Annotated in this window: 21 protein-coding genes; 9 read left to right on the top strand and 12 right to left on the bottom strand. The window is 68.4% G+C overall.

Features of this window, described 5'->3' with window-relative positions:
- Positions 1–2 precede the first annotated feature (2 nt).
- From MKK75_RS33900 to MKK75_RS33890, 3 genes are all read right to left on the bottom strand, one after another.
- Complete coding sequence (locus MKK75_RS33900) at positions 3–440, bottom strand: GlcG/HbpS family heme-binding protein (protein ID WP_244046851.1); 438 nt, start codon at positions 438–440, stop codon at positions 3–5.
- Between the two features lie 851 nt (positions 441–1291).
- Complete coding sequence (locus MKK75_RS33895) at positions 1292–2320, bottom strand: alpha/beta fold hydrolase (protein ID WP_244046850.1); 1029 nt, start codon at positions 2318–2320, stop codon at positions 1292–1294.
- Between the two features lie 111 nt (positions 2321–2431).
- Positions 2432–3496 (bottom strand): WcbI family polysaccharide biosynthesis putative acetyltransferase, encoded by a 1065-nt coding sequence (locus MKK75_RS33890; RefSeq protein WP_244046849.1) that lies wholly within the window; start codon positions 3494–3496, stop codon positions 2432–2434.
- A gap of 191 nt (positions 3497–3687) precedes the next feature.
- On the opposite strand from MKK75_RS33890, the gene MKK75_RS33885 reads away from it, so the two are divergent.
- Together MKK75_RS33885 and MKK75_RS33880 are read left to right on the top strand one after the other, a co-directional pair.
- Complete coding sequence (locus tag MKK75_RS33885; protein ID WP_244046848.1) at positions 3688–5019, top strand: MFS transporter; 1332 nt, start codon at positions 3688–3690, stop codon at positions 5017–5019.
- Positions 5020–5711: 692 nt separating this feature from the next.
- Complete coding sequence (locus MKK75_RS33880; protein WP_244046847.1) at positions 5712–6476, top strand: hypothetical protein; 765 nt, start codon at positions 5712–5714, stop codon at positions 6474–6476.
- On the opposite strand, the gene MKK75_RS33875 is transcribed toward MKK75_RS33880, so the two are convergent.
- A complete protein-coding gene (locus MKK75_RS33875) occupies positions 6451–7305 on the bottom strand; it encodes a LysR substrate-binding domain-containing protein (protein ID WP_244046846.1) in 855 nt (284 codons plus the stop codon). The genes MKK75_RS33880 and MKK75_RS33875 overlap by 26 nt on opposite strands.
- Before the next feature lie 88 nt (positions 7306–7393).
- Between MKK75_RS33875 and MKK75_RS33870 the strand changes: the two genes are divergently transcribed.
- Positions 7394–8695, top strand: a complete 1302-nt coding sequence (locus MKK75_RS33870; protein ID WP_244046845.1) for an aspartate aminotransferase family protein — start codon at positions 7394–7396, stop codon at positions 8693–8695.
- A 6-nt stretch (positions 8696–8701) separates the two neighbouring features.
- On the opposite strand, the gene MKK75_RS33865 is transcribed toward MKK75_RS33870, so the two are convergent.
- Positions 8702–10567 carry an ABC-F family ATP-binding cassette domain-containing protein gene (locus MKK75_RS33865; RefSeq protein WP_244046844.1) on the bottom strand — a complete coding sequence of 622 codons (1866 nt, stop codon included), beginning with the start codon at positions 10565–10567 and terminating at the stop codon, positions 8702–8704.
- A gap of 292 nt (positions 10568–10859) precedes the next feature.
- Between MKK75_RS33865 and MKK75_RS33860 the strand changes: the two genes are divergently transcribed.
- Positions 10860–11939 (top strand): HD-GYP domain-containing protein, encoded by a 1080-nt coding sequence (locus tag MKK75_RS33860; RefSeq protein ID WP_244046843.1) that lies wholly within the window; start codon positions 10860–10862, stop codon positions 11937–11939.
- 25 nt (positions 11940–11964) lie between these two features.
- Here MKK75_RS33860 and MKK75_RS33855 read toward each other — a convergent pair whose 3' ends face one another.
- Positions 11965–12876 carry a UDP-3-O-acyl-N-acetylglucosamine deacetylase gene (locus MKK75_RS33855; RefSeq protein WP_244046842.1) on the bottom strand — a complete coding sequence of 304 codons (912 nt, stop codon included), beginning with the start codon at positions 12874–12876 and terminating at the stop codon, positions 11965–11967.
- A 236-nt stretch (positions 12877–13112) separates the two neighbouring features.
- Here MKK75_RS33855 and MKK75_RS33850 point away from each other — a divergent pair, with 236 nt between their 5' ends.
- The 4 genes from MKK75_RS33850 to MKK75_RS33835 are packed head-to-tail and all read left to right on the top strand — an operon-like array spanning position 13113 to position 16531.
- Positions 13113–13799, top strand: a complete 687-nt coding sequence (locus MKK75_RS33850) for a Crp/Fnr family transcriptional regulator (protein WP_160534294.1) — start codon at positions 13113–13115, stop codon at positions 13797–13799.
- A 4-nt stretch (positions 13800–13803) separates the two neighbouring features.
- A complete protein-coding gene (locus MKK75_RS33845; RefSeq protein ID WP_244046841.1) occupies positions 13804–14859 on the top strand; it encodes an ABC transporter ATP-binding protein in 1056 nt (351 codons plus the stop codon).
- Positions 14856–15761, top strand: a complete 906-nt coding sequence (locus tag MKK75_RS33840; RefSeq protein WP_244046840.1) for an ABC transporter permease — start codon at positions 14856–14858, stop codon at positions 15759–15761. The genes MKK75_RS33845 and MKK75_RS33840 overlap by 4 nt, the downstream gene beginning before the upstream one ends.
- Entirely contained in the window at positions 15758–16531 is a 774-nt protein-coding gene (locus tag MKK75_RS33835; RefSeq protein ID WP_244046839.1) for an ABC transporter permease, read from the top strand. The genes MKK75_RS33840 and MKK75_RS33835 overlap by 4 nt, the downstream gene beginning before the upstream one ends.
- A gap of 31 nt (positions 16532–16562) precedes the next feature.
- Here MKK75_RS33835 and MKK75_RS33830 read toward each other — a convergent pair whose 3' ends face one another.
- Together MKK75_RS33830 and MKK75_RS33825 are read right to left on the bottom strand one after the other, a co-directional pair.
- The gene (locus MKK75_RS33830) at positions 16563–18023 is read right to left on the bottom strand and encodes a sodium:solute symporter (RefSeq protein ID WP_244046838.1); all 1461 of its coding nucleotides are present in this window, start codon (positions 18021–18023) and stop codon (positions 16563–16565) included.
- Entirely contained in the window at positions 18020–18223 is a 204-nt protein-coding gene (locus tag MKK75_RS33825) for a DUF3311 domain-containing protein (RefSeq protein WP_244046837.1), read from the bottom strand. Before MKK75_RS33825 ends, MKK75_RS33830 begins: the two co-directional genes overlap by 4 nt.
- Before the next feature lie 181 nt (positions 18224–18404).
- Between MKK75_RS33825 and MKK75_RS33820 the strand changes: the two genes are divergently transcribed.
- Positions 18405–18620 (top strand): hypothetical protein, encoded by a 216-nt coding sequence (locus tag MKK75_RS33820; RefSeq protein WP_244046836.1) that lies wholly within the window; start codon positions 18405–18407, stop codon positions 18618–18620.
- Here the strand turns inward: MKK75_RS33820 and ureG are convergent.
- Genes ureG through MKK75_RS33800 form a run of 4 tightly spaced genes read right to left on the bottom strand, consistent with a single transcriptional unit; the run spans position 18617 to position 20889 of the window.
- A complete protein-coding gene (gene ureG, locus MKK75_RS33815) occupies positions 18617–19240 on the bottom strand; it encodes an urease accessory protein UreG (protein ID WP_244046835.1) in 624 nt (207 codons plus the stop codon). The genes MKK75_RS33820 and ureG overlap by 4 nt on opposite strands.
- A 9-nt stretch (positions 19241–19249) precedes the next feature.
- Positions 19250–19939: an urease accessory protein UreF gene (locus MKK75_RS33810; RefSeq protein WP_244046876.1), complete on the bottom strand. Its 690-nt coding sequence runs from the start codon at positions 19937–19939 to the stop codon at positions 19250–19252.
- Complete coding sequence (locus MKK75_RS33805) at positions 19926–20399, bottom strand: urease accessory protein UreE (RefSeq protein WP_244046834.1); 474 nt, start codon at positions 20397–20399, stop codon at positions 19926–19928. The genes MKK75_RS33810 and MKK75_RS33805 overlap by 14 nt, the downstream gene beginning before the upstream one ends.
- Before the next feature lie 7 nt (positions 20400–20406).
- Positions 20407–20889 (bottom strand): DUF29 domain-containing protein, encoded by a 483-nt coding sequence (locus MKK75_RS33800; RefSeq protein WP_244046833.1) that lies wholly within the window; start codon positions 20887–20889, stop codon positions 20407–20409.
- Positions 20890–20906: the final 17 nt, after the last annotated feature.

The raw sequence follows: 20906 nt of genomic DNA, 5'->3' as shown, positions 1-20906 counted from the left end.
GGTCAGGCGCCGGTCTCCGGTACGAGCCCAGCCGCCTCGATCCCGGCCACCGCGCAGATCTCGTCGTTGTCGGAGGTGTCCCCCGAGATGCCGACGGCGCCCAGAAGGCGGCCCTCACCGGATCGGATCAGCACGCCGCCGGGCACCGGCACCAGGGCGGCGGGACCGGCGAGATGGGTCACGGCCGCCACGAAATACGGCTGCGCTTCCGCGCGCGCGTGGATCGCCCGGGATCCCATTCCGAGCGCCAGCGCGCCGTTGGCCTTGCCGCACGCGATCTCGGCACGGCGGAGGGACGTGCCGTCCTCGACCGATACGGATTTCAGCGCCCCGCGGGCGTCGTAGACCACGACGGCCATCGGCTTGAGGCCGCGGGCGCGCGCCTCCCGAAGGGCGGTCTCGATGATGGTGCGGGCGGCTTCGAGGGTGAGGTCGATCATCTTTGTCCAGGACGCGCCGCGTGTTGTGTTTGACGACCACTCTTACCGGGTGGTGTCGTGATCGGTCCACTGCCGGGGCGGGGCAAGTCCGGAACGATCCGCGGCGCTTCTCCATCGGCGCGCAGCCGCCGCCCGGAGCCCGTACCGGCAGATCCCTGCGGCGCAGCGGTCGAAAACCCCGGGGCGCCTCACAGCCGCGGTCGCGTTGCGCCTTCGGCCCGAGGGACAGCCTCACCCAACAGCGATCAGGCCCCCATGGCATCGGACGAACGCCCGTACGTGATTCGTCACATGACGTCGTCGGTCGACGGGCGGATCAGGGTCCACCGCTGGAAGCTCCCAATCTTCGACGGCCGTTGCGAGCGCGTCCACGGCGCGCTGGAGGGCGACGCCTGGATGTGTGGGCGCATTACCATGCGGGCTATGCCGACAGCGCCGATCCGCTGCTGCAACCGGTTCCGGATGACAACCGTGTCGCCCGGGATGAGCCCGTCGCCCGGCGCGACGCAGTCGGCGCGGCGGTGGCGGGACGGCCCGATCGGGGCGGTCGCAACGCGATCGAGGCCGACCCTGTCGTGCTCGTGTCGACGGAGTCCGTGCCGGAGGGCCATCTACGCGCCTTGCGGGCCGGCGGCCACTCTTACCCGGTCGCGGGCGAGCGTGAAGTTGATCCTTTAAACGGGTTTGATCGACGAGCTGAGCCGTCTCTTCGCACCGGCGCTCGACGGCCTGTCGGGGACACCGGTCGTCTTCGACATGATGGGGACCGAAGACGAATCCATCGGCAGCCGACGGACGCTCGATCCGGCGGCCTGCGAGCACCTGTCCGGCAACGCGGCTCCGCTATCGAATCACGCCGGTCGATCCGCTGAGTCGCCCGTGATGCCCGCGAGGAACGCCTCGAAGGCTGTCACGACCGTCCCCGGCCGCTCGAAATGCGGGAACGCCCCGGTCGGAAGAGACTCGACCCGCCAGTTCGGACGTCCGGCCACCAGCGGTGCGTGACGGTAGTCGACGAAATCGCCGCGCTCTCCGTGGAGCATCCAGACCGGCAGGCGCAGACGCTCGTAGAGACGAGTCGTGTCGGTCGGGAAGAGATGGCCGGCCACGAAGCACCAGGGCGCATGCTCGGCCCCCGGCCGATGGGCCGAGGCGTGATCGTAGTCGAGAAGCCCCTCGTCGATCTCGGTCGAGCCAAACGTCTTCTGCAGGAAGAAGCGTATACTCGGCCGCGTGACCAGCGCGTCGAACAGGGGCCGGCCGAAGGGCGGCCGATCGAGGAGGTTGAGCAGCCAGTCCCGCCCGCGGTGCCCGTCCGGCGGCCCATCGCCCGAGAGCCGCCCATCGAAGCCCGTGGGGCTGATCAGGGCGAGACTGCGATAGGCGTCGGACCGCTCCAGACTCGCCCGGGCGAGATAGGACGCGGAGAGGGACAGCGCCAGGGCGTCGAGCGGGATCGCCCCGTGCCGCCGCCGGATTTCATCCACCATGGCGTGGATCGCTTCGACCATCAGGCGCGGCGTGTAGCGGCGGCGCGACCGTTCCGAGAATCCGAAGCCGGGCAGATCGAGGGCGTAGACCGGCCGCGATGTCCGGAAATGCAGATAGAACGGCCGCACCTCGTAGGCGTTCGCGGCCGCGTTGATCGAGTGGATCAACAGGAGCGGCACGCCTTCGGTCTCGGCCGACGCATAGAACGAGAGCACGCCGGCGCGGCGCGTGGCGGCCTGTTCGCGACGACCGGGCAGAGCCGGCGGAATCGGCTTGCGATGGTCGATGCCGAGTCGGCTCCAGGCGAGCAGACCCGCGGCCGAGCCGGCAAGCGTCAAGGCGGCCGCAGCCGCGGAGCGGCCGGCGCGTCGCCGGGACGGAAGGCTCATCGGGGCACCTCGTATCGGGCACGCCGGTTCGGGCGTCGCGCGATAACGCCGGTGACGGCGGGAAGTGCCGGACCGTGGGATCCCCCCCCCGATCAGAGCTGCAGCACCTGCCTAAGAGGCGTGACCCGCCAAGCTGCCGGATCCCACGGAGGGCACCCGCGTCGTCGGCCGGACCGGGGCGTCGCTTCGGCCCGCAGCCTCGCGCAGGAAATCGACGGTCGGGGGGTCGTCGCGCCAGCCCTGGACGCGCTGGGATACCAAAAGACTGCGTTCGCGCCGATCGTAATTGGCGTAGGAGGCCGCGACGAACGCGGCGCGGCTCATCGTGCGCGCCGGGCCGGAGCGCCTGGTCTCGGCCTTGAAGAACAGGGCGCTGCCGGGGATGCCATAATGCTGCGCGATCTCGGGATAGACCGGCCAGCTCCCCTGGCCGCCGAGATCGTCCGGCAGGAAGGCGTCGAGATCGCATTCCCCGAACGGGATGCCGGCCTTGTTCAGCAACCCGCGGGCGAGATCCGACACAACATAAAGCTTGGTGTGGTTGATCGAGTGCATGAAGCAGCCGCGCCGGGCCCAGCGCGTCAGGTGCGTGTCGAGGTCGTAATCCGCTTGGCGGCCGAGCCCGCGCAGGTAGGCCACCGCCTCGTCCCAGAGGTCGAAGTAGCCCAGGCGCTCGAAGACGGGCTCGGCGAAGAGGCGCAGGGCCTGCGCCTGCGAGAAGCCGGCGAGATAGGCATAGAGCGTGATCGCGGAGTGCGAGTGTCCCATCGGCCCGGAGATCAGGCCGTTCAGCGTGACGGCGTCCTGCACGCCGACATGGACGAGATCCGGGTGGTAGGCACCGAACACGATCGTCGGGATCAGCCGGACCTTGGGGTGTGTCCGCAAGGTATCGATCGTTCCGCCGCCCTTGAACCGAGGCAGGTAGATGCTCGAGAAGACGTGATCGTATCCGTCCGCATGCGCCATCAGGTCGGCAAGGCGTGGGAAGCGGCGCGCCGCCGTGAAGGCCGACACGAAATCCACCTGCGCGTCCGGCAGGAGATAGCGCATCGCCTTGGCGATCGCGCCGGCCTGGCAGACGCCGATCACCAGGATCCGCGGCGATCCGGTTTGCTTCTTCCCGAACTGCGCGAGGCGGTGCCGCATCCGCCAGAGGCTATCGACGGTCAACATGCGGCTTCTCTCGCACGTCCGTGATCCGCGGGCAAACCGCAACCGCCGGTAGGGCTGGTCCGGTCGGGCAGCCAGCTTCCCGCCCCGCCGCGGACATTCCAGGGTGACAGATGCGAAGCCCTGTCGCCCGCGACGGCTGGCCTGTGCGCCGCGTCTGCCCCATGCCGAGGGGCGTGGCGAGGAGAACAGGCATGGCCCCGACGCAGGTTCCGGAGGTGATCCCGGAGATCGAGCGCGCGACGCTGCGCCGGGTGACGTGGCGCATCCTTCCGTTCCTGATGCTCGCCTACTTCGTGGCCTTCGTCGACCGAGTGAATGCCGGCTTCGCCGCCCTGCAGATGAACCACGATATCGGGCTCTCGGCGGCACAATTCGGGCTCGGCGGCGGCCTGTTCTACGTCTCGTACGTGCTGTGCGAGGTGCCGAGCAATCTCGCCATGGAACGGTTCGGCGCCCGGATCTGGATCGCCCGGATCATGATCACCTGGGGGCTGGTCTCGGCCGCCATGGCGTTCGTGGTCGGGCCGTATTCTTTCTACGCCGTGCGTCTGCTCCTCGGGGCTTCGGAGGCCGGCTTCTTCCCCGGCGTGATCCTGTACCTGACCTACTGGTTCCCACGCGCCTACCGAGGGCGGATCGTGGCGGTCTTCATGGTGGCGATCCCGATCTCCAGCTTCCTCGGCTCGCCGATCTCGGCCGCGATCCTCAACACCGACGGCATGCTGGGCCTGCGCGGCTGGCAGTGGCTGTTCATCCTGGAAGCGGCCCCGGCGGTCCTGCTCGGTCTCGCCGCCTTCTTCCTTCTGCCCGACGGCCCCGGTACGGCGCGCTGGCTGACGCCCCAGCAGAGCGCATGGCTCCAGGAGCGGCTCGCCGCCGAACGGGCCTCCGTGGTGCAGGGTGAGGCCGCGCCGGCCCGCCATCTCTCGGTCTGGGAGGTGATGCGCAACCGCTACGTTCTCGCCGCCTCGCTGATCTATGCCGGCGCCTCGGGCGCGAGCCAATGCCTGTCCCTGTGGCAGCCGCAGATCATCAAGTCCTTCGGCCTCACCAACATCCAGACGGGCCTGCTCAACTCGATCCCCTTCGGCATCGCCTCGGTGTTGATGATCCTGTGGGGCCGCTCCTCGGACCGGAACCGCGAGCGGGTGTGGCACACGGCACTCCCCTTGGGGCTGTTGGCCCTGAGCCTGGCCGCCTCGATCGCCACCGCGCAGCTCCTGCCGACGATCCTGATCCTGTGCCTGGCCGTGACCGCCACCTACACGGTGAAGGGGCCGTTCTGGGCGCTCTCCACCGAATGGCTGTCGGCCGGCGCGGCGGCGGCGGGCATCGCGCAGATCAACGCGATCGGCAATATCGGCGGTTTTGTCGGGACGTATCTGCTCGGCGTCATCAAGGACGCCACGGGCAGCTATCCGCTCGGGCTTCTGCCGCTGGTCATCCTCTCCGGGCTCGGCTGCCTGATGGTGCTCGGCCTCGGACGGGGGCGGAAGCGGCCGGCGCAGGTCGTCGAGGCCTGATCGAGGACCCGGCTGTCGCCGCGCGAGCGCTGCATGAAAGTCAGATATCAAAGCGTGTGTATCGGACGGCATCGTGTTGATGTCCGCTGGACGTGCAATTCATCAACCCTATAAGGTCGTTGCTGGCGTTCACTGGCATTACAGAACGACTGCAGGCCTTGTAAGACATGTCTTGAAATCACTTGCTCGAATGGGCAAAGTCGTTGACACCACTGCCGATCGCTGTGCATATTCGCAGCTACAGAGCATGAAGCTCTAGGACGCAGGGCCCGCGGGCATGATGGCCGCCGGGTGGCAGATGGTCGAGGCTCATATGCTCGTCCGCCGTTCTCCCGCGCAGCGTTAGCGTTCCGGCACCCCCCGTCCGCCATCGGCTGACGTGTTATCGGGCTTCATGCCGGACCCGACGCTGGTCCATCGCTGACGGATGGTGTTTCGGTCCCGGCGCTCTCGTGCGCAGCAGGCATCTGTCGCTGTTGCACACACGATGCGCGCCCTGGGACGGAAGCAATTCTTGGCTCGCAGGATGCTTGGTCAAATCACCCCTCTGCGTGGTAGATTATCCAAGGAACGACTATCACTATTTGTACTTGCGAGAGTAAGACTAGATAAAACAAGCAAATGAGGGGATCAGTTCTCAATAATGGGAGGTCTCAGCGTTACGATCGGTCTTGTGGGTAGGAGAGTGTGACATGGACTATGTACCGTCGATGGCTGCAGTGGCGGCTGCACAGAAGTCTCCGCATGTGGACGCGATCGAAGCGGCCGCATCGAAGGCCGTTTCACCGGTCGAGCCGACGGCGCTTGATCCCCGACCGACCTACACGCTGGCGCCCGGAGCCGCCGACGCGATGCTGACGCTGGCCGATATGAAGACGCAAGCCGTCGGCGCAGCGGAGTTCGACACCCGCTACGGTCACATCGCCAAGGTCACCGAAGCGGCGACGGCCGCAGCGTCGGCACCGGTCGTGTCGCCGGAGCCGACAAAGGTGGTCAGCGCGTCGAGTCGGAACTGGAACGAGGACGCGCGGGTGGTCCACGCGCCGACCCGGAAGGTCGGAACCGATACGGTCGTTCAATACGACACTCCGCGGGTCATGGCCGCGTGGAGCGCCGCGTTCCCGGACATTCCCACCCGCAAATATCGCGGACTTTCCCCGGCGGACACGAACGTCAAGCCGGATTTGAATCAGCTTCTCGCGGAAAACGGAGCGGCGATACTGCCCAGCACTGTTTGTTTGCTTTGCAACGCCGATCATTACAATACGTTCAGCGAGACGCACCCGCACACGCATATCGATTGGATTGCGGTCGACAACGACGAGATCCTCTTGTTCTGGCCCAAGGATGCAGGTCATGAGGCGGTGCACGTATCGACGGCACCGATGAGCGATCCGGAGGAGGCGGAGCAGGGGGGAACCGAACGCCGGCCTACAGCGCAGGAAGAACCGCTCTGACATGTCCGGCGAAAGCGCGTGCCAGCGGCGAGGCATGTCGCTCGTCGATCCGGATCATGACGCCAATCCGCGTGAGTGCGGGTAACCCGCTGGTGAATGCCAGGATCCGAAGGTCGGTCGGGGCCGCGCAGCGGGTCAGCACGGCAACGGCCTGTCCGGACCGGACCACGGCCAGGAGACCCGAGAGGCTGCCGCTCGCGTAGGCGATTCGGTGGCGTCGGCCTGCGCGGGTGAGGGCGGCCAGGGCAGCGCGGTGATCGAGCGTATCGGGATCCCCAAGCGCCAACGGCAGAGGATCGGTCCCGAGCGCCGCCTGATCGCGCGCCACCACCCAGACCAGGTCTTCCCTGCGCAGGATCGCGCGCTCGGACCCGAGCGGAACCGAGACCACGGCGAGGTCGAGGCCGCCGCGCTCGAACTGGGCTTGGAGCCGGGGTGTCGCCGCGCAGATCACCTCAACGGCGGCCGCCGGATGGCGCTGCGCGAAGCCGCGCAGCAGGGACGGCAGGAAGGCCTGTGCGTAGTCATCAGGGCAGCCGAACCGGATCGTGCCGCTCAAGCTCCCGCCGGAGAGTTCCGCCACCGCATCGTCGTGCGCGGACAGGATGCGCCGGGCGTGGACCAGCAGACGCTCGCCCTGGACGGTCGGCAGGACCCCGCGACCGTTACGCGTCAGGAGGGGCTGACCGACGAGATCCTCCAGCCGCTTCATCTGCATGCTGAGCGCGGCTTGGCTGCGGCCGATCCGGCCCGCCGCCCGGCTGAGCGCGCCGGTCTCGGCGACGCAGGCGAAGCTGCGCAGGAGATCGATATCGAGGTTCTGTGCCATCAGCGTCCCTGAAGGCTCCCTTCAGAACTATAAGCTCCCGCGGTGGTGCCGGCCGGTCTAGCATGCCGGTCGGCGAACAGGAGCGGCCATGACCCGAAACGACGACCCGGATTTCTGGACGCGGGCACGCCGGCACCTGATCCGCTACGGCGGCACCTTCGCGCCCGTGATCATCGAGCGTGCGCAGGGCAGCTTCGTCTACGACGCGGACGGCCGACAGATCCTGGACTTCACCTCCGGCCAGATGAGCGCGATCCTGGGCCACGGCCACCCCGAGATCGCCGCGGTGGCGGCGGACCATGTCGGCCGGCTCGACCACCTGTTCAGCGGGATGCTGACGCGACCCGTCGTCGATCTCGCCACGAACCTGGCCCGGCTCGCCCCCGGCGGCCTCGAACGGGCCCTGCTGCTGACCACCGGAGCCGAGGCCAACGAGGCGGCGCTCCGCATGGCCAAGCTCGCCACGGGCGGCTGGGAGGTCGTGAGCTTCGCCCAGTCCTGGCACGGGATGACGGCGGGCGCCGCCTCGGCGACCTACAGCGCCGGCCGGAAAGGCTATGGCCCGGCCCCGACCGGATCCTTCGCGATCCCGGCACCGAACGCCTACCGGCCGGCGTTCGAGACAGACGGGGTTTTGGACTGGCGGACCGAGCTGGATTACGCCTTCGCGCTGATCGATCGGCAATCGACCGGCAATCTCGCGGCGTTCCTGGCAGAGCCGATCCTGAGTTCGGGCGGCATCATCGATTTGCCGCCGGGATACCTCGCCGCGCTGAAGGGTAAATGCGCCGAGCGCGGCATGCTGCTGATTCTCGACGAGGCTCAGACCGGGATCGGCCGCACGGGTCTGATGTTCGCCTGCGAACGCGATGGGGTCGTGCCCGATATCCTGACACTCTCGAAGACGTTGGGCGCGGGCCTGCCGCTGGCGGCCGTCTTGACCACACCGGAGATCGAGGACCTCTGCCACGCGCGCGGCTTCCTGTTCTACACCACGCACGTCTCCGATCCGCTCCCGGCCGCGGTCGGCCTGAAGGTCCTCGAGATCGTCGAGCGGGATGGATTGGTCGTCCGGGCCGAAGAAGCCGGCGCCCGGCTCGCCGCGCGGCTGCGCGCCCTGCAGCAGCGCTTCGCCTGCGTCGGCGACCTGCGGGGACGCGGCCTGCTCCGGGGCGTCGAGATCGTGGCCGACCGGGTCACGAAAGTGCCGGCGCCGGAACTCGGGGACGCGATCACCCGGCGCTGCCTGGAACTCGGCCTCAGCATGAACATCGTCCAGTTGCCCGGCATGGGCGGCGTCTTCCGCATCGCCCCGCCACTCACCACCACGGACGCGGAGATCGACCTCGGGGTCGACATCCTGGAGCGCGCGATCGAAACCTGCCTGTAGCGATCCTCAGGCCGCCTCGATCTCGGTGCTGACCGTCAGCCATTCGTCCTCGGCAGCGGCCAGCGCGTTCACCGCATCCGCCCGCATCTTGGCGATCTCGCCGGCCTTGGCGGCGTTCTCACGGAAGGCGGAACCATCCCCCAGGGCCGCGTCGATCTTCTTTATGGCGGCGGTCAGCTTCGCCATGCGCCCCTCGATGGCGTCGAGGCGCTTGCGCAGCGGCGCAAGCGCCGCCCGGCGCTCGACGCCGGCCCGGCGGGCCTCGGCCTTCTGTCCGCCGGCCGGCTCCGCGCCGCGCTCGGCCTCGCGGTCCGGCCCGGACAGGACGAGCCGGCGGTAATCGTCCATGTCGCCGTCGAAGGTCTTCACGGTGCCGTCGGCCACCAGCCACAGCCGGTCGGCGCAGGCCTCCACGAGGAAGCGGTCGTGCGAGACAAGGATGACGGCGCCCTCGTAGTCGTTGATCGCTTCGACCAGCGCCTGTCGGCTCTCGATGTCGAGGTGATTGGTCGGCTCGTCGAGGATCAGGAGGTGCGGCCCGTGGAAGGCCGCGAGACCCATCAGCAGACGCGCCTTCTCGCCGCCCGAGAGTTTTTCCACCGGCGTGTCGGCTTTGTTGGCGCCGAAGCCGAGGCGGGCCGTGGCGGCCCGGACCTTCGCCTCCGGCACGTCCGGCATCAGTGTCCGGACATGCGCGTAGGCACTCTCGGATGGGCGCAACTCGTCGAGCTGGTGCTGGGCGAAGTACGCGACCTCCATCTTGGAGGAGCGCTTGACCTCGCCGGCGATCGGTCCGAGGCGTCCGCCGATCAGCTTGCAGAAGGTCGACTTGCCGTTGCCGTTGGCACCCAGCAAGGCCACCCGGTCGTCGGGGGCGAGACTGAGATCGAGACCGTTGAGCACGATCCGATCACCGTAGCCGGCCTTTACCCGCTCCATCGCGACGATGGGCGGTGACAGCGGCTTCTCGGGGCTCGGCAGGTGGATCACCGGCACGTCATCCTCGAGCAGCGCAGCGATCGGCTCCATCTTGGCGAGGCGCTTCATCCGCGATTGCGCCTGCCGCGCCTTGGTGGCCTTCGCCTTGAACCGGTCGATGAAGCTCTGGAGATGCGCCCGCTCGACGTCCTGCTTGGCCTTCGCCTTCGCCTGGAGGATCCGTTTCTCGGAGAGCTGCTTGGCGAAGCTCGTGTAACCGCCGCGGTAGATCGCCAGCTTGCCCCGATCGAGATGCAGGATGTGATCGACGCTGGTGTCGAGCAGGTCGCGGTCGTGGCTGATGATAATTGCGGTGCGCGGATAACGCTCGAGGTAATCGTAGAGCCAGAGCGTGCCCTCGATGTCGAGGTAGTTGGTCGGCTCGTCGAGGAGGAGCAGGTCCGGTTCGGAGAACAGCACGGCGGCCAGCGCCACCCGCATCCGCCAGCCGCCGGAAAAATCCGAACAGGGGCGCCCCTGCGCGGTCGCGTCGAAGCCGAGGCCGTGGAGAATCGCGGCGGCGCGGGCCGGCGCAGAGTGCGCCCCGATATCGACCAGCCGCGTCTCGATCTCGGCGCGGCGCAGTCCGTCGGCGGTCTCGGCCTCCGCCATCAGTCGGGCGCGCTCAGTGTCGGCGGCGAGCACCACCGCGTGCAGCGTCTCCGGGCCGGCCGGGGCCTCCTGCGCGACGGCGCCGATCCGCATGCCCTTGGGCAGCGACACCGCCTTGGCGTCCACCGCTAGATCGCCGAGGATCGCCTTGAACAGCGTCGTCTTGCCCGCGCCGTTGCGCCCGACGAGGCCGACGCGCGCGCCTTCGGGAATCGTGAAGCTCGCGGCATCGAGGATCAGGCGGTCGCCGATGCGGTAAGTGAGGTCGTTGACGCGCAGCATGCCGGCGTTCTGGCCGTCTGGAGGCGGAGAGGCAAGCGCTCCGCGCGGTTCGATCGGCGCGATACGCCCCGAACGGTCCAATCGTTGATGCGGGCGCCGAAGCCCGCATCGCCGGACAACCCTTTAACGAAATCGCATCACTCCCGACGCATGATCACGCAACGCCCTGGTATGACGGCGACAGAACGCGGCGTTCGCCGCCTGGCGGATACCGCCGAGGCGCGAAGCGCCCTCTTGGGTGGTGGTTGATCGCACGGTAAGCTGCCCGATACGGCGTCAGCCGGGGATTGAAATGAGTCAAGTCTTGCGCCGGACTTTGATCCTCACTGACGACATCGGCCGCGGCGAACGTCTCGCGCGCAATCTCGGTGCCGATGACAGCGCGCTGCTGTACGATCTCTACGGTGACGACGCCCCGCCCCAGGGAGCCGGTCTGATCATCGGCGACGTCAGCGCGCTCACCTCGGAATCGGTCCGGCGCTTGCGCCACGCCCTCGCGATCGCGCGCGGCCCCGATACGCCGTTCCTGGCCCTCATCCACGGCAATCTCGGTCGCGGCGAGATCCAGGCGACCGCCTTGGGCGCAACACAAGTTTTGCCGGCCTCCGCGGCGAACACCCTGCTCCTGAACACCGTCGCAAGTCTCAGCGCGAGCGGCGGGGCGCGGCAGCCGGCGGGCGGCGATCTGCACGATCGGGCGGCGGCGGCCCGGGAGGTCTTCGCAACCCTCTTCCACGCCGACGGACCGCCGAATGTCGCCACCGTCGAATCCGGTGCCGCGCTGGTCAATCAGGCGATCCGCGAGACCAAAGTCCGCGATTGGCTCGCGGTGGTCGCGAGTTTCGACGACAACACGCATCGCCACTGCCTGAGCGTGGCCGGACTGGCCGCCGATTTCGCGCGCACGCTCGGGCTCAACGAGACTGATTCGCGCCACCTCGTCAAAGGCGCGTTGCTCCACGATATCGGCAAGGCCAAGATTTCGCGCGCGATCCTGAACAAGCCGGCGCCGCTCACGCCGGAGGAGCGTCGGGAGATGGATCGCCATCCCGTCATCGGACATGCCATGCTGGTGAACGGCCACTATGACCCCCTGACACTGGCAGTCGTGCGCTCCCATCATGAGTACCTCGACGGTTCCGGCTATCCGGACGGCCTGCGCGGCCAGGAGATCCCCGACCTCGTGCGGTTGATTACGATCTCGGACATCTTCGCGGCGCTGATCGAGGCGCGGCCCTACAAGGCTCCGAAGCCGGCCCGGGAAGCCTATGCCATCCTGAAGTCCATGGGACCGAAGCTCGACGTCGATCTCGTGCGCGCCTTCGCGGCCGTCGCCTGCGCCTGTGACACGCCGCAGCGCGCCACGGCTTGACCGTCCGGAGCGGTGTCGTCGCCGATCAGATAAGCTCCCACGCCGTCGGATCGCGCATCAGCGCCGCCACGAGGGCGTGATTCAACTCGTGCCCGGTGTGGAAGGCGGTGATCCGCCCCTCGATCGGATGGCCGGTCAAAGCAAGGTCGCCGATCAGGTCGAGCAGGCGGTGGCGCACCGGCTCGCCGGGGACGCGCATCCCCCCGAGGACGCGGTTGCGCACGAGGAGCGCGGCGGAGCGCGGCGAGACGCCCTGAAGGAAATCGCGACCCGCGACGTAGCCGAAGGCCCGGCCGGCCATGGCGCGCATGTACCGACCGAAGCTGCGCGACGGGGCGATCTCGCGCTCGAATGTCTCGGGCGTGATGGCGCCCGACCAAGCGACCGGCCCGATATGCGCCAGTTCGATATGCCCCGTCAGGTGGAGCCCCGCCCCGGGCTCGATCCGGAGGTGTCGCCGGCCGTTCGTCACCGAAACGGCGCGCAGCACGCGGATGGGGCGGCAGGACTGGGCCTGTTCGCAACGCCCTGCGGTCCGGATGGCGTCGCACCAGGGCGTGGCACTGCCATCGAAGATCGGCAGCTCGTCCGCGTCGATCTCGACCACGACGTTGTCGATCCTCAGGGCGCTCAGGGACGCCATCAGGTGCTCGATCGTGCGGACGAGGATGCCCTCGTGCCGGAGGGCCGAGGAGAGGGGCTGCGATTCGCGGTAATGCCAGAGCGCGGGGATGTCGACGACACGCCTGTCCTTCAACCGGCGGCGGAAGACGATGCCGTGACCGACTGGTGCTGGGAAGACACGGACCGTGGCGTGCCGGCCGGAATGGAGGCTCATTCCGGATCGCTCGAAGGGGAGCATCAGCGTGGCCTGGTGGCGGGTGGCCGTCGAGGCGCTGTCGAGAGGGAGGCGCTGGATCGTCAAATCGTCGTGCATCGAAACCGCCCGCTGCGGCGGACTCAGCGTGTAGCCCAGATGTCCGGGTCCGCGCTAATAAACTCGCCTTCATCCTGGCCCGGCTTGACCGGCCAGCTTGTGCCGTCCACGATCGAATCGGCCCGTTGGCCAGAGCGCCGTTGCGGCGGCGCCAGGACTACCCCCGTCTCCCGATCTGCGGCCGACCCCGTTTGGGCAGGGATGGAGCCCGGACCGGCGTTGAGGGAACAGCATTGATGGCGCGGCTGGGGACGATACCCTTCTTCAAGGATCCGGGCATCGAGCTCAGCGCCTACGAGTCCCGGTGCCACTGGCGGCGCTTCGATGAGAACGAGGTGCTGGTCGACTTCGACGACATTTCCACCGACGTCTATTTCATCGCCTCCGGCGAAGTCCGCATCCTGAACCGGACGCAATCCGGCAAGGAGGTGATCCTCGGCGAGATGCGCGGGGGCGCGTTCTTCGGCGAGCTGGCCGCGATCGACGGGATTGGCCGCTCCGCCAATGTGACGGCGCTCACCCGCGGCGAGGTCTGCGTGGTGCCGGCGTCGGTGTTCCGGCAAATGGTGTTCGCCTCGGAGGCGATCGCCGATCGTCTGTTCCGCCTGCTGGCCAAGCGCGTGCGCGAACTGAACACCCGGCTGATGGAGCACGCGCTGCTCGACTTGAAGCACCGCCTCTACGCCGAGCTGCTGCGCCTGTCGGTGCCGCGGACCGGCGCGTCGGGCGAGCGGGTGGTGTCGCCGCCGCCCTATCACCACGTGCTCGCGGCCCGGATCGGTTGCCGGCGGGAACAGGTCACGCGCGAATTCACCGCGATGGCAGCCGAGGGATTGGTCGACCGGACGCGGGGCGCCCTCGTCCTGCGCCGGCCGGATCTGCTCGAAGCGCGCGTCGCCGAGGCGCTGCGCGAGGATTCCTGATCCCTTGTCGGGCCCGCCGCCGCGCCTGATCCTGGATGGCCTGACCAAGAGTTTCGGCACGCACCGCGCCGTCGATGCGGTGACGCTCGAACTTCAACCCGGCGAATTCTTCTGCCTGCTCGGCCCATCCGGCTGCGGCAAGAGCACCCTGTTGCGCCTGATCGCCGGCTTCGAGCGGCCGACCTTCGGCGCGATACGGCTGGGCGATCAGGATCTTACCGGTCTGCCACCGCACCGGCGTCCCGTGAACATGATGTTCCAGTCGTATGCGCTGTTCCCCCACATGAGCGTGGCGAAGAACATCGGCTACGGCCTTGAGGGGATCGGCCGGGCCGCGACCGCCGAGCGGGTGGCCGATCTGCTGCGGCTCGTGCGCCTCGACGGGTTCGGTGCGCGCCGCCCCGACACGCTCTCGGGCGGACAGCGGCAGCGCGTGGCCCTGGCCCGGGCCCTCGCCCGTCAACCGAAGCTACTCCTCCTCGACGAGCCGCTCGGCGCCCTGGATCGGGGCTTGCGCGAGGAGACGCAGGGCGAGCTGCGCGCCGTCCAGCGCCGTCTCGGCACCGCCTTTGTGGTTGTGACCCACGATCCGGAGGAGGCGATGATGCTGGCGGACCGGATCGGCGTCATGGAGGCCGGGCGCTTGGTCCAGATCGGGCCGCCAACCGAACTCTACAGACGGCCGGCCAATCGCTACGTGGCGGGGCTTCTGGGCGACGTGAACCTGATCCCGGGCCAGCTCGGCTCGGACGAGGCCGGCGAGGTCCGCACCGTGGCGACCGCCCACGGATCGGTCCGGGGGATCGTCGCACCGTTGCTGGCCGCGGGAGCCGCGGTCGTGGTGGCCGTGCGGCCGGAGGATCTGGTGCTCGGCGATGCGGGCCTGCCCGTCACCGTGACGGAGACGACCTTCCTGGGGGACCACCTGCGCCGGACGCTCCGCCTGCCGGACGGATCGACACTGCGGGCCAGCGGGCGCCCGACCGATACCGACCTGCAACCAGGATCTGAGACCCGCGCCGGCTTCGCGCCCGAGGCCGCAGCGATCTTGCCGGCATGAGCAGCACACCGCCTTCGCTGTTCGACCGTCTGATCCGCCTGCCGCCCTTCCTGTGGCTGGCCGCGTTCTTCCTGCTGCCCTTCGCAATCGTGCTGAAGATCAGCCTGTCGGAGCCGGCCACCGCCATTCCGCCCTACCTGCCCGTGCTCGACTGGCGCGGCGGCCTCGACGGCTGGTCGAGCTTCCTCGAGGCCCTGAACCTCGACAATTACGCCACGCTCTATGCCGATCCGTTCTACCGCGACGCGGCGCTGGGCTCGCTCGGCTACGCGGCGCTGGCAAGCCTGATCCTTGTCGCGGTCGGAACGCCGCTGGCCTACGCCCTGGCCCGGGCACGGTCGCGCTGGCAGCCGATGCTCGTGGCGCTCGTGGTCGTCCCATTCTGGACGAGCTTCCTGATCCGGGTTTACGCCTGGATCGCGATCCTGAAGCCGGAGGGGCTCCTCAACCTTGTGCTGATGCACCTTGGTCTGACGGCCAAGCCGCTGCACCTCCTCAACACCGATGCCGCGGTGATGATCGGCCTCGTCTACGCCTACCTGCCCTTCATGGTGCTGCCGCTCTATGCGGTGATGAACCGCCTCGACCCGACCCTGCGGGACGCCGCCGCGGATCTCGGCGCCTCGCCGACCCGGGTGTTCTGGAGCGTGACGCTGCCGCTCAGCCTGCCGGGCATCGTGGCAGGTGCCACCTTGTGCTTCATCCCGATGGTCGGCGAGTTCATCATCCCGGACCTGCTCGGGAGTTCCGAGACCTTGATGCTCGGCCGCGTGCTGTGGTCCGAGTTTTTCTCCAACCGCGACTGGCCCCTGGCCTCCGCGGTCGCGGTCCTGATCCTCGCCATCGTCATCGTCCCGGTCGTGCTGTTCCGCGACAGCCTGCAGGCGGGGGAAGGACGATGACCTGGGTGACGCGCGGCGCCATGGTGGCCGGGCTCGCCTTCCTCTATGCGCCGATTCTGGTGCTGATCGGCTACTCGTTCAACGCCTCGCCGCTCGTCACCGTCTGGGGCGGGTTCTCGACCCAATGGTACGGGGCGCTGCTGGCCGACGCGCCCCTGCTCGCCTCGGCCTGGGTCTCGTTGAAGGTCGCGATCCTGACGAGCCTGATCGCCACGGTGCTCGGGACGCTGGCGGCTCTGGTGCTGGAACGGCAGCGCCGCTTCCGGGGTCGGGCGCTCTTCACCGGGCTCGTCCTCGGGCCGATGGTGATGCCGGAGGTGATGATCGGCCTGTCGTTGCTGCTGATGTTCATCGGCATCGGTCTCGACCGGAGCCTGCTCACCATCGTGATCGCGCATGCCACCTTCTGCACCGGGTTCGTGGCCGTGGTGGTGGCGGCCCGCCTGCGCGGCCTCGACCGATCCCTGGAGGAAGCCGCGGCCGACCTCGGCGCCCCGCCGATGCGGGTGCTGACGACCATCACCCTGCCGCTGCTCGCGCCGGCCATCGTGGCGGGAGCGCTCCTCGCCTTCACGTTGTCGCTCGATGATCTGGTGATCGCGAGCTTCGTCTCGGGGCCGGGCTCGACGACGCTGCCGATGCGCCTGTACAGCCGCGTCCGCCTCGGGGTGAACCCCGAAATCAATGCGGCGTCGACGTTGCTCGTCGGCCTCGTGAGCCTCGCCGTACTGGGCGCCACCTGGCTGACCGGGCGCCGCCACGAGGCCTGACGTCGAAAGGAGCGACCAGCCGAAGGCCGCGTCACGCTGCCTGGGCGCGGGATTCCGTGCGGGCCCGCGTCACGAACGCGACCGCCGACGTGACCAGGAGGTTCACCACCAGGGCGGCGACGCCGACATTCACGTCCTGAAGCGGGCCGAGAGCCGGCAGCTTCGCGAGGCTGAACCCGCTGAGCACCGTCGCCGCCACCGTGGCGACACCCGCGACGATGCCCGCCGCCGCCGCGGGCCGGTTCAGCGGGTTGCGGCGCAGCAGGCTCGCGATGAAGCACGGGAAGAGCTGCGTGACGAAATTATAGCCCATCAGCAGCAGCTGCACGATCGTGTCGCCGCCGTTAAGGGTCACCCCGACGCAGACCAGAGCCAGGATCGGCACGAGGATCTTGCAGAGCCGCGCGGTCGCGGCGTCGTCCATGCCGGGCCGCAGCGGCCGGACGAGGTTGTTGGCCACCAGCGTGGCGCCGGCGATCAGGATCATCGAACCCGGGACCAGGGCGGTGAGCACGCCGGTGGCGCCGATGAGGCCGACGACCCAGGGCGGGAAGCTCGCCAGCGACAGCTTGAACAGCGAGAGGTCGACGTCCGGCCCCGTCAGTCCCGGCACCTGCAGCACCGCGGTGAAGCCGATCATGAAGACGAACAGGTTGATCAGTTGGTAGAGCGGCAGGATCACCGCGTTGCGCCGGAAGGCGCCGGGCTCGCGCGCCGTGTAGAGCGACGCGAAGGTGTGCGGCCACATGTACCCGCCGAGCGCCGTCAGCAGGACCGTCGTCGAGAACCAAACCGGGCTCTGGCCGCGATCCGGCAGTGCCAGGAACCCTGGTTTGGCCGCCTCGATCGCCCCGAACAGGCCGCCGTAGCTCCCGTAATAGTGCAGGGGCAGGTAGATCCCGAGGACGAGCACCACGATGAGGATGCTCGTGTCTTTGACGACCGCCGTCCAGGCCGATCCGTGCACACCCGACACGACCACGTAGGCTGTGAGCGCGGCGGCGCCGATCCAGATTGCCACGGTGGCCGGGATTGCGCCGTAGGAGGCGGTCGAGACGATGATCCCGAGCCCCTTCAACTGAAGCACGAGGTACGGGACGAGCGCGACGAGCCCCACCGCCGCCACGAGCATGCCCAGCGCTGGACTGCCGTATTTCCGCGCGAAGAAATCGGGCTGCGTGTAGAGGCCGTTCTGCTTGGCGTAGCGCCAGACCGGCGGAAGCAGCCAGTACGAGGTCACATAGGCCAGGGTCAGGTAGCAGAGGATGTAGTAGGCCGGGCCACCCTTCCCGTAGGCAATGCCGGATCCGCCGAGGAACGTGAAGGTCGTGTAGATCTCTCCGGCCATCAGCAGGAACACCAGGACCGTGCCGAAGCCGCGACCTCCGACGGTCCACTGCTCCAGGCCCATCTCGCGGCCCACCCGGGCGTAGAGGCCGAGGCCGATCGCCAGCACGAAGCCGGCCGCCACGATCAGGAGCGCGATGCTCATCGCGGATCTCCGGACACGCGATTCTCTGGATCCGTCCAGTAGATCAGCGCCATCACCGCTGAGGTCCCGACCACGCAGAACACGAGCCAGGCGAGAAGCAGCGGCAGGCCGAGGATGAACGGCTCGACCCGGTTCAGGAAGAAGGGACCGATCAAGATGCCGATAAACGGCAGAACGGCGAGCCACCGCAGATTTCGCATAAGCGCTGCAATCCAAAGGCCCTCAATACTTTGAGTTGGATCACTCTCGCCTGGCTGTCAATCGCAGGCTGCAGGCGGCATCGATCACCAGCTCGTGCGCTGACGCACACGGTTACGCTTAGGCCGATCTTATGGTCGTGAGGACCGTCACAGATTCGGCAAATCGTGAGAGAATCCGGCCATGGCGCGCACGCTGACCCTGCTTTCCCTTGCCGCCCTTCTCGTCACCCCGGCCGCCGAAGCGCGCCCATTCCGGGCACCGGCCAAGTTGGTACACAACGCCGCCCGCGACACCGCTTTGCGCGACTTCGACGCCCGGATGAGCCGGCTGGACGCCCTGATGGGCCTGTCGACCGCCGCTCCGAAGCGGTCGCGTTCCGCGGAGGCGGGTCGCTAGCGGCCCGTGCCGAGCCCGCCCGCCTCCTCGATGAACCGCGCCACGGTATCGGCGCCCGCCCCCTCGCGTAGGGACGCGAACACGTAGGGTCGCGCCCCGCGCATCCGCCGGGTGTCGGCCTCCATGACCGACAGATCCGCCCCAACCAGCGGCGCGAGGTCGGTCTTGTTGACGATCAGCAGGTCCGACCGCGTGATGCCCGGACCACCCTTGCGCGGGATCTTCTCGCCTCCGGCCACGTCGATGACGTAGAGGGTGAGGTCGGCGAGTTCCGGCGAGAAGGTGGCCGCGAGGTTGTCGCCGCCCGATTCGATCAGGACCAGATCGAGCTTCGGGAAACGGCGGCTCATCTCGGCGACGGCCGCGAGGTTGATCGAGGCGTCCTCGCGGATCGCCGTGTGCGGGCAGCCGCCGGTCTCGACGCCCAGGATGCGCTCCTCCGGCAGCGCGCCGGCCACGGTGAGGATCCGCGCGTCCTCCTTGGTGTAGATGTCGTTGGTGATGGCGCAGATCTCGTAGCGGTCTCGGAAGCGCTTACAGAGCTGCTCCATCAGGGCGGTCTTGCCGGATCCGACAGGTCCGCCGATCCCGACGCGAAGTGGGCCATTCGATGCGGTCATGTTGCGTTCTCAGGATCGGAAGATGCGGGAATACTGGGTCTCGTGGCGGAAGGAGCCGAGATCGAGGCGCAAGGTCGCGGCGCCAAGGGCATCGAGGTCGGCGAACTCGGCCTCAGCCGCCAACGTCGCGAGGCGTGGGGTGAGGGCGGCAACGACCCGCGTGCCGGCAGCCTGACCCACCGGCGCCGCCCGCAGGGCTGCCGAGACGAGATTCTGCACGAAGGCAAGTCCGTAGGCGGCGAGCGTCAATCCCGGAGCCAAGCCGTGCGCTCCGGCCGCGGTGCCGACCGCCACCGGATATGCGACCGGGCCGGGCAGATGCATGGCCGCTGCAGAGAGCGCCGCGCAGGGCCACGCGCCGAGGGTGGCGTCGAGGAAGCTGCGACCCTGCTGGCTCGTCTCGAGATGCAGTTCACGCGACGGGGCCAGCGCCAGCGCAAGATCGTTCAGCTCGACCAGCATGTCCCCGTGCCCCGCCCGTGCGGCCCGATGAGCATGACGGGACACGATCAGGTCGTTGCGCAGCGAGCCGTGCGCGCAGACATCCTTAAGCCAATCCAGGAGGCTCGCCTCGTCCCGGATGTCGCCGGCTTCGACGGCCCATTCCAAGCCGTGTGAGTATGCGTAAGCGCCGACCGGATAGCCGGGCGACAGCCAAGCCATCAGCCGGAGCGCGTCCGGGATCTCAACCGGCGGCATGCGGATGGGGGTGAGCATGGTCGTGACCGCCTGCATAGGCGCCGCCCTCGGGCTGGAACGGCCGTTCCACCTGTGTCGCGGTGCCGCCGAGGCCCCTGACCATCGCGGCGAGGACGTGGTCGTCGGCGATCCATACAGCGTCCGCGCCGATCTCGGCCGGGATGTGCCGGTTGCCGATATGCCAGATCAGGCGCTTCAGGGCGCGGTCGTTCGGCGCCCGGATCTCCAAGAGCCGCTCCGCCGCCGCCTCGACCCAGACGAGGCGGCCATCCTCGAGGACGAGGGCGTCGCCGTCCTCCAGCACGGCGGGCTCGGGCAAGTCGAGCAGGAACCCGAGCCCGCCGATGCCCCGCATCGCCACCCGCCGCCGATGGCGGTCGCCGTGATCGAGCACGACGCGGTCGATGATCTCGCCGCCCGAGAGCATATCGCGGCGGAGGATGCGGGTGGCGCGGATCATCGAGGATTCATGACGCCAGGGAACTCGGCTCACGCGGCCTGTAGTCCAGGTTCAGCACCTGATAGAGCGAGAAGGGCGGCTGCTCCGGGAACAGCATCAGGTCGATGCCGATCGCCTTCGCGGCGAGCAAGCGCCCGGCGAGATAGCATTCCTCAAAGACGATGGCCGGGTAGCGTTTCAGGCCTGGGTTTCCCTGGATCACCCGCGCAATCCGCTTGCGCTGCTTTAGGATGGTGCCGACCCAGTGGCTGTTGCGGTTTCCGGGCTGATACATCCACCTCAGCAGGTGCCCGATCAGGACATCAAGACGGCTCTCGATCTGCTGCCGTTCGCTTCCGCCCACGCTCAGGACCTCGTCGATCAGATTCGGCACATCGAGTTCATCGAAGCGTCGTTCGCGCAGCAGCCGCGCCTGCTCCTCGGCCCAGGCACAGAGGTCCGTCTGATAGGCGCTGTCGACATGCGTCGGCTTGAGTGCGGCCTGGGTCATCAGCGGCCTCCCGTCAT

Origin of the sequence: Methylobacterium sp. J-030 (genome assembly GCF_022829545.1) — a bacterium.
In the GTDB taxonomy this organism is placed as follows: Bacteria; Pseudomonadota; Alphaproteobacteria; order Rhizobiales; family Beijerinckiaceae; genus Methylobacterium.
This window is presented reverse-complemented; position numbering and strand designations above follow the sequence as displayed.

Bases quoted from the DNA above. Each gene is read 5' to 3' on its own strand.
- MKK75_RS33855 (WP_244046842.1), bottom strand. From the start codon at position 12,876: ATGCACGACGATTTGACGATCCAGCGCCTCCCTCTCGACAGCGCCTCG.
- MKK75_RS33895 (WP_244046850.1), bottom strand. From the start codon at position 2,320: ATGAGCCTTCCGTCCCGGCGACGCGCCGGCCGCTCCGCGGCTGCGGCC.
- MKK75_RS33825 (WP_244046837.1), bottom strand. From the start codon at position 18,223: ATGCGAAATCTGCGGTGGCTCGCCGTTCTGCCGTTTATCGGCATCTTG.
- MKK75_RS33885 (WP_244046848.1), top strand. From the start codon at position 3,688: ATGGCCCCGACGCAGGTTCCGGAGGTGATCCCGGAGATCGAGCGCGCG.
- MKK75_RS33865 (WP_244046844.1), bottom strand. From the start codon at position 10,567: ATGCTGCGCGTCAACGACCTCACTTACCGCATCGGCGACCGCCTGATC.
- MKK75_RS33900 (WP_244046851.1), bottom strand. From the start codon at position 440: ATGATCGACCTCACCCTCGAAGCCGCCCGCACCATCATCGAGACCGCC.
- MKK75_RS33835 (WP_244046839.1), top strand. From the start codon at position 15,758: ATGACCTGGGTGACGCGCGGCGCCATGGTGGCCGGGCTCGCCTTCCTC.
- MKK75_RS33875 (WP_244046846.1), bottom strand. From the start codon at position 7,305: ATGGCACAGAACCTCGATATCGATCTCCTGCGCAGCTTCGCCTGCGTC.
- MKK75_RS33890 (WP_244046849.1), bottom strand. From the start codon at position 3,496: ATGTTGACCGTCGATAGCCTCTGGCGGATGCGGCACCGCCTCGCGCAG.
- MKK75_RS33830 (WP_244046838.1), bottom strand. From the start codon at position 18,023: ATGAGCATCGCGCTCCTGATCGTGGCGGCCGGCTTCGTGCTGGCGATC.
- MKK75_RS33880 (WP_244046847.1), top strand. From the start codon at position 5,712: ATGGACTATGTACCGTCGATGGCTGCAGTGGCGGCTGCACAGAAGTCT.
- MKK75_RS33805 (WP_244046834.1), bottom strand. From the start codon at position 20,399: ATGATCCGCGCCACCCGCATCCTCCGCCGCGATATGCTCTCGGGCGGC.
- ureG (WP_244046835.1), bottom strand. From the start codon at position 19,240: ATGACCGCATCGAATGGCCCACTTCGCGTCGGGATCGGCGGACCTGTC.
- MKK75_RS33840 (WP_244046840.1), top strand. From the start codon at position 14,856: ATGAGCAGCACACCGCCTTCGCTGTTCGACCGTCTGATCCGCCTGCCG.
- MKK75_RS33850 (WP_160534294.1), top strand. From the start codon at position 13,113: ATGGCGCGGCTGGGGACGATACCCTTCTTCAAGGATCCGGGCATCGAG.
- MKK75_RS33860 (WP_244046843.1), top strand. From the start codon at position 10,860: ATGAGTCAAGTCTTGCGCCGGACTTTGATCCTCACTGACGACATCGGC.
- MKK75_RS33820 (WP_244046836.1), top strand. From the start codon at position 18,405: ATGGCGCGCACGCTGACCCTGCTTTCCCTTGCCGCCCTTCTCGTCACC.
- MKK75_RS33800 (WP_244046833.1), bottom strand. From the start codon at position 20,889: ATGACCCAGGCCGCACTCAAGCCGACGCATGTCGACAGCGCCTATCAG.
- MKK75_RS33810 (WP_244046876.1), bottom strand. From the start codon at position 19,939: ATGCCGCCGGTTGAGATCCCGGACGCGCTCCGGCTGATGGCTTGGCTG.
- MKK75_RS33870 (WP_244046845.1), top strand. From the start codon at position 7,394: ATGACCCGAAACGACGACCCGGATTTCTGGACGCGGGCACGCCGGCAC.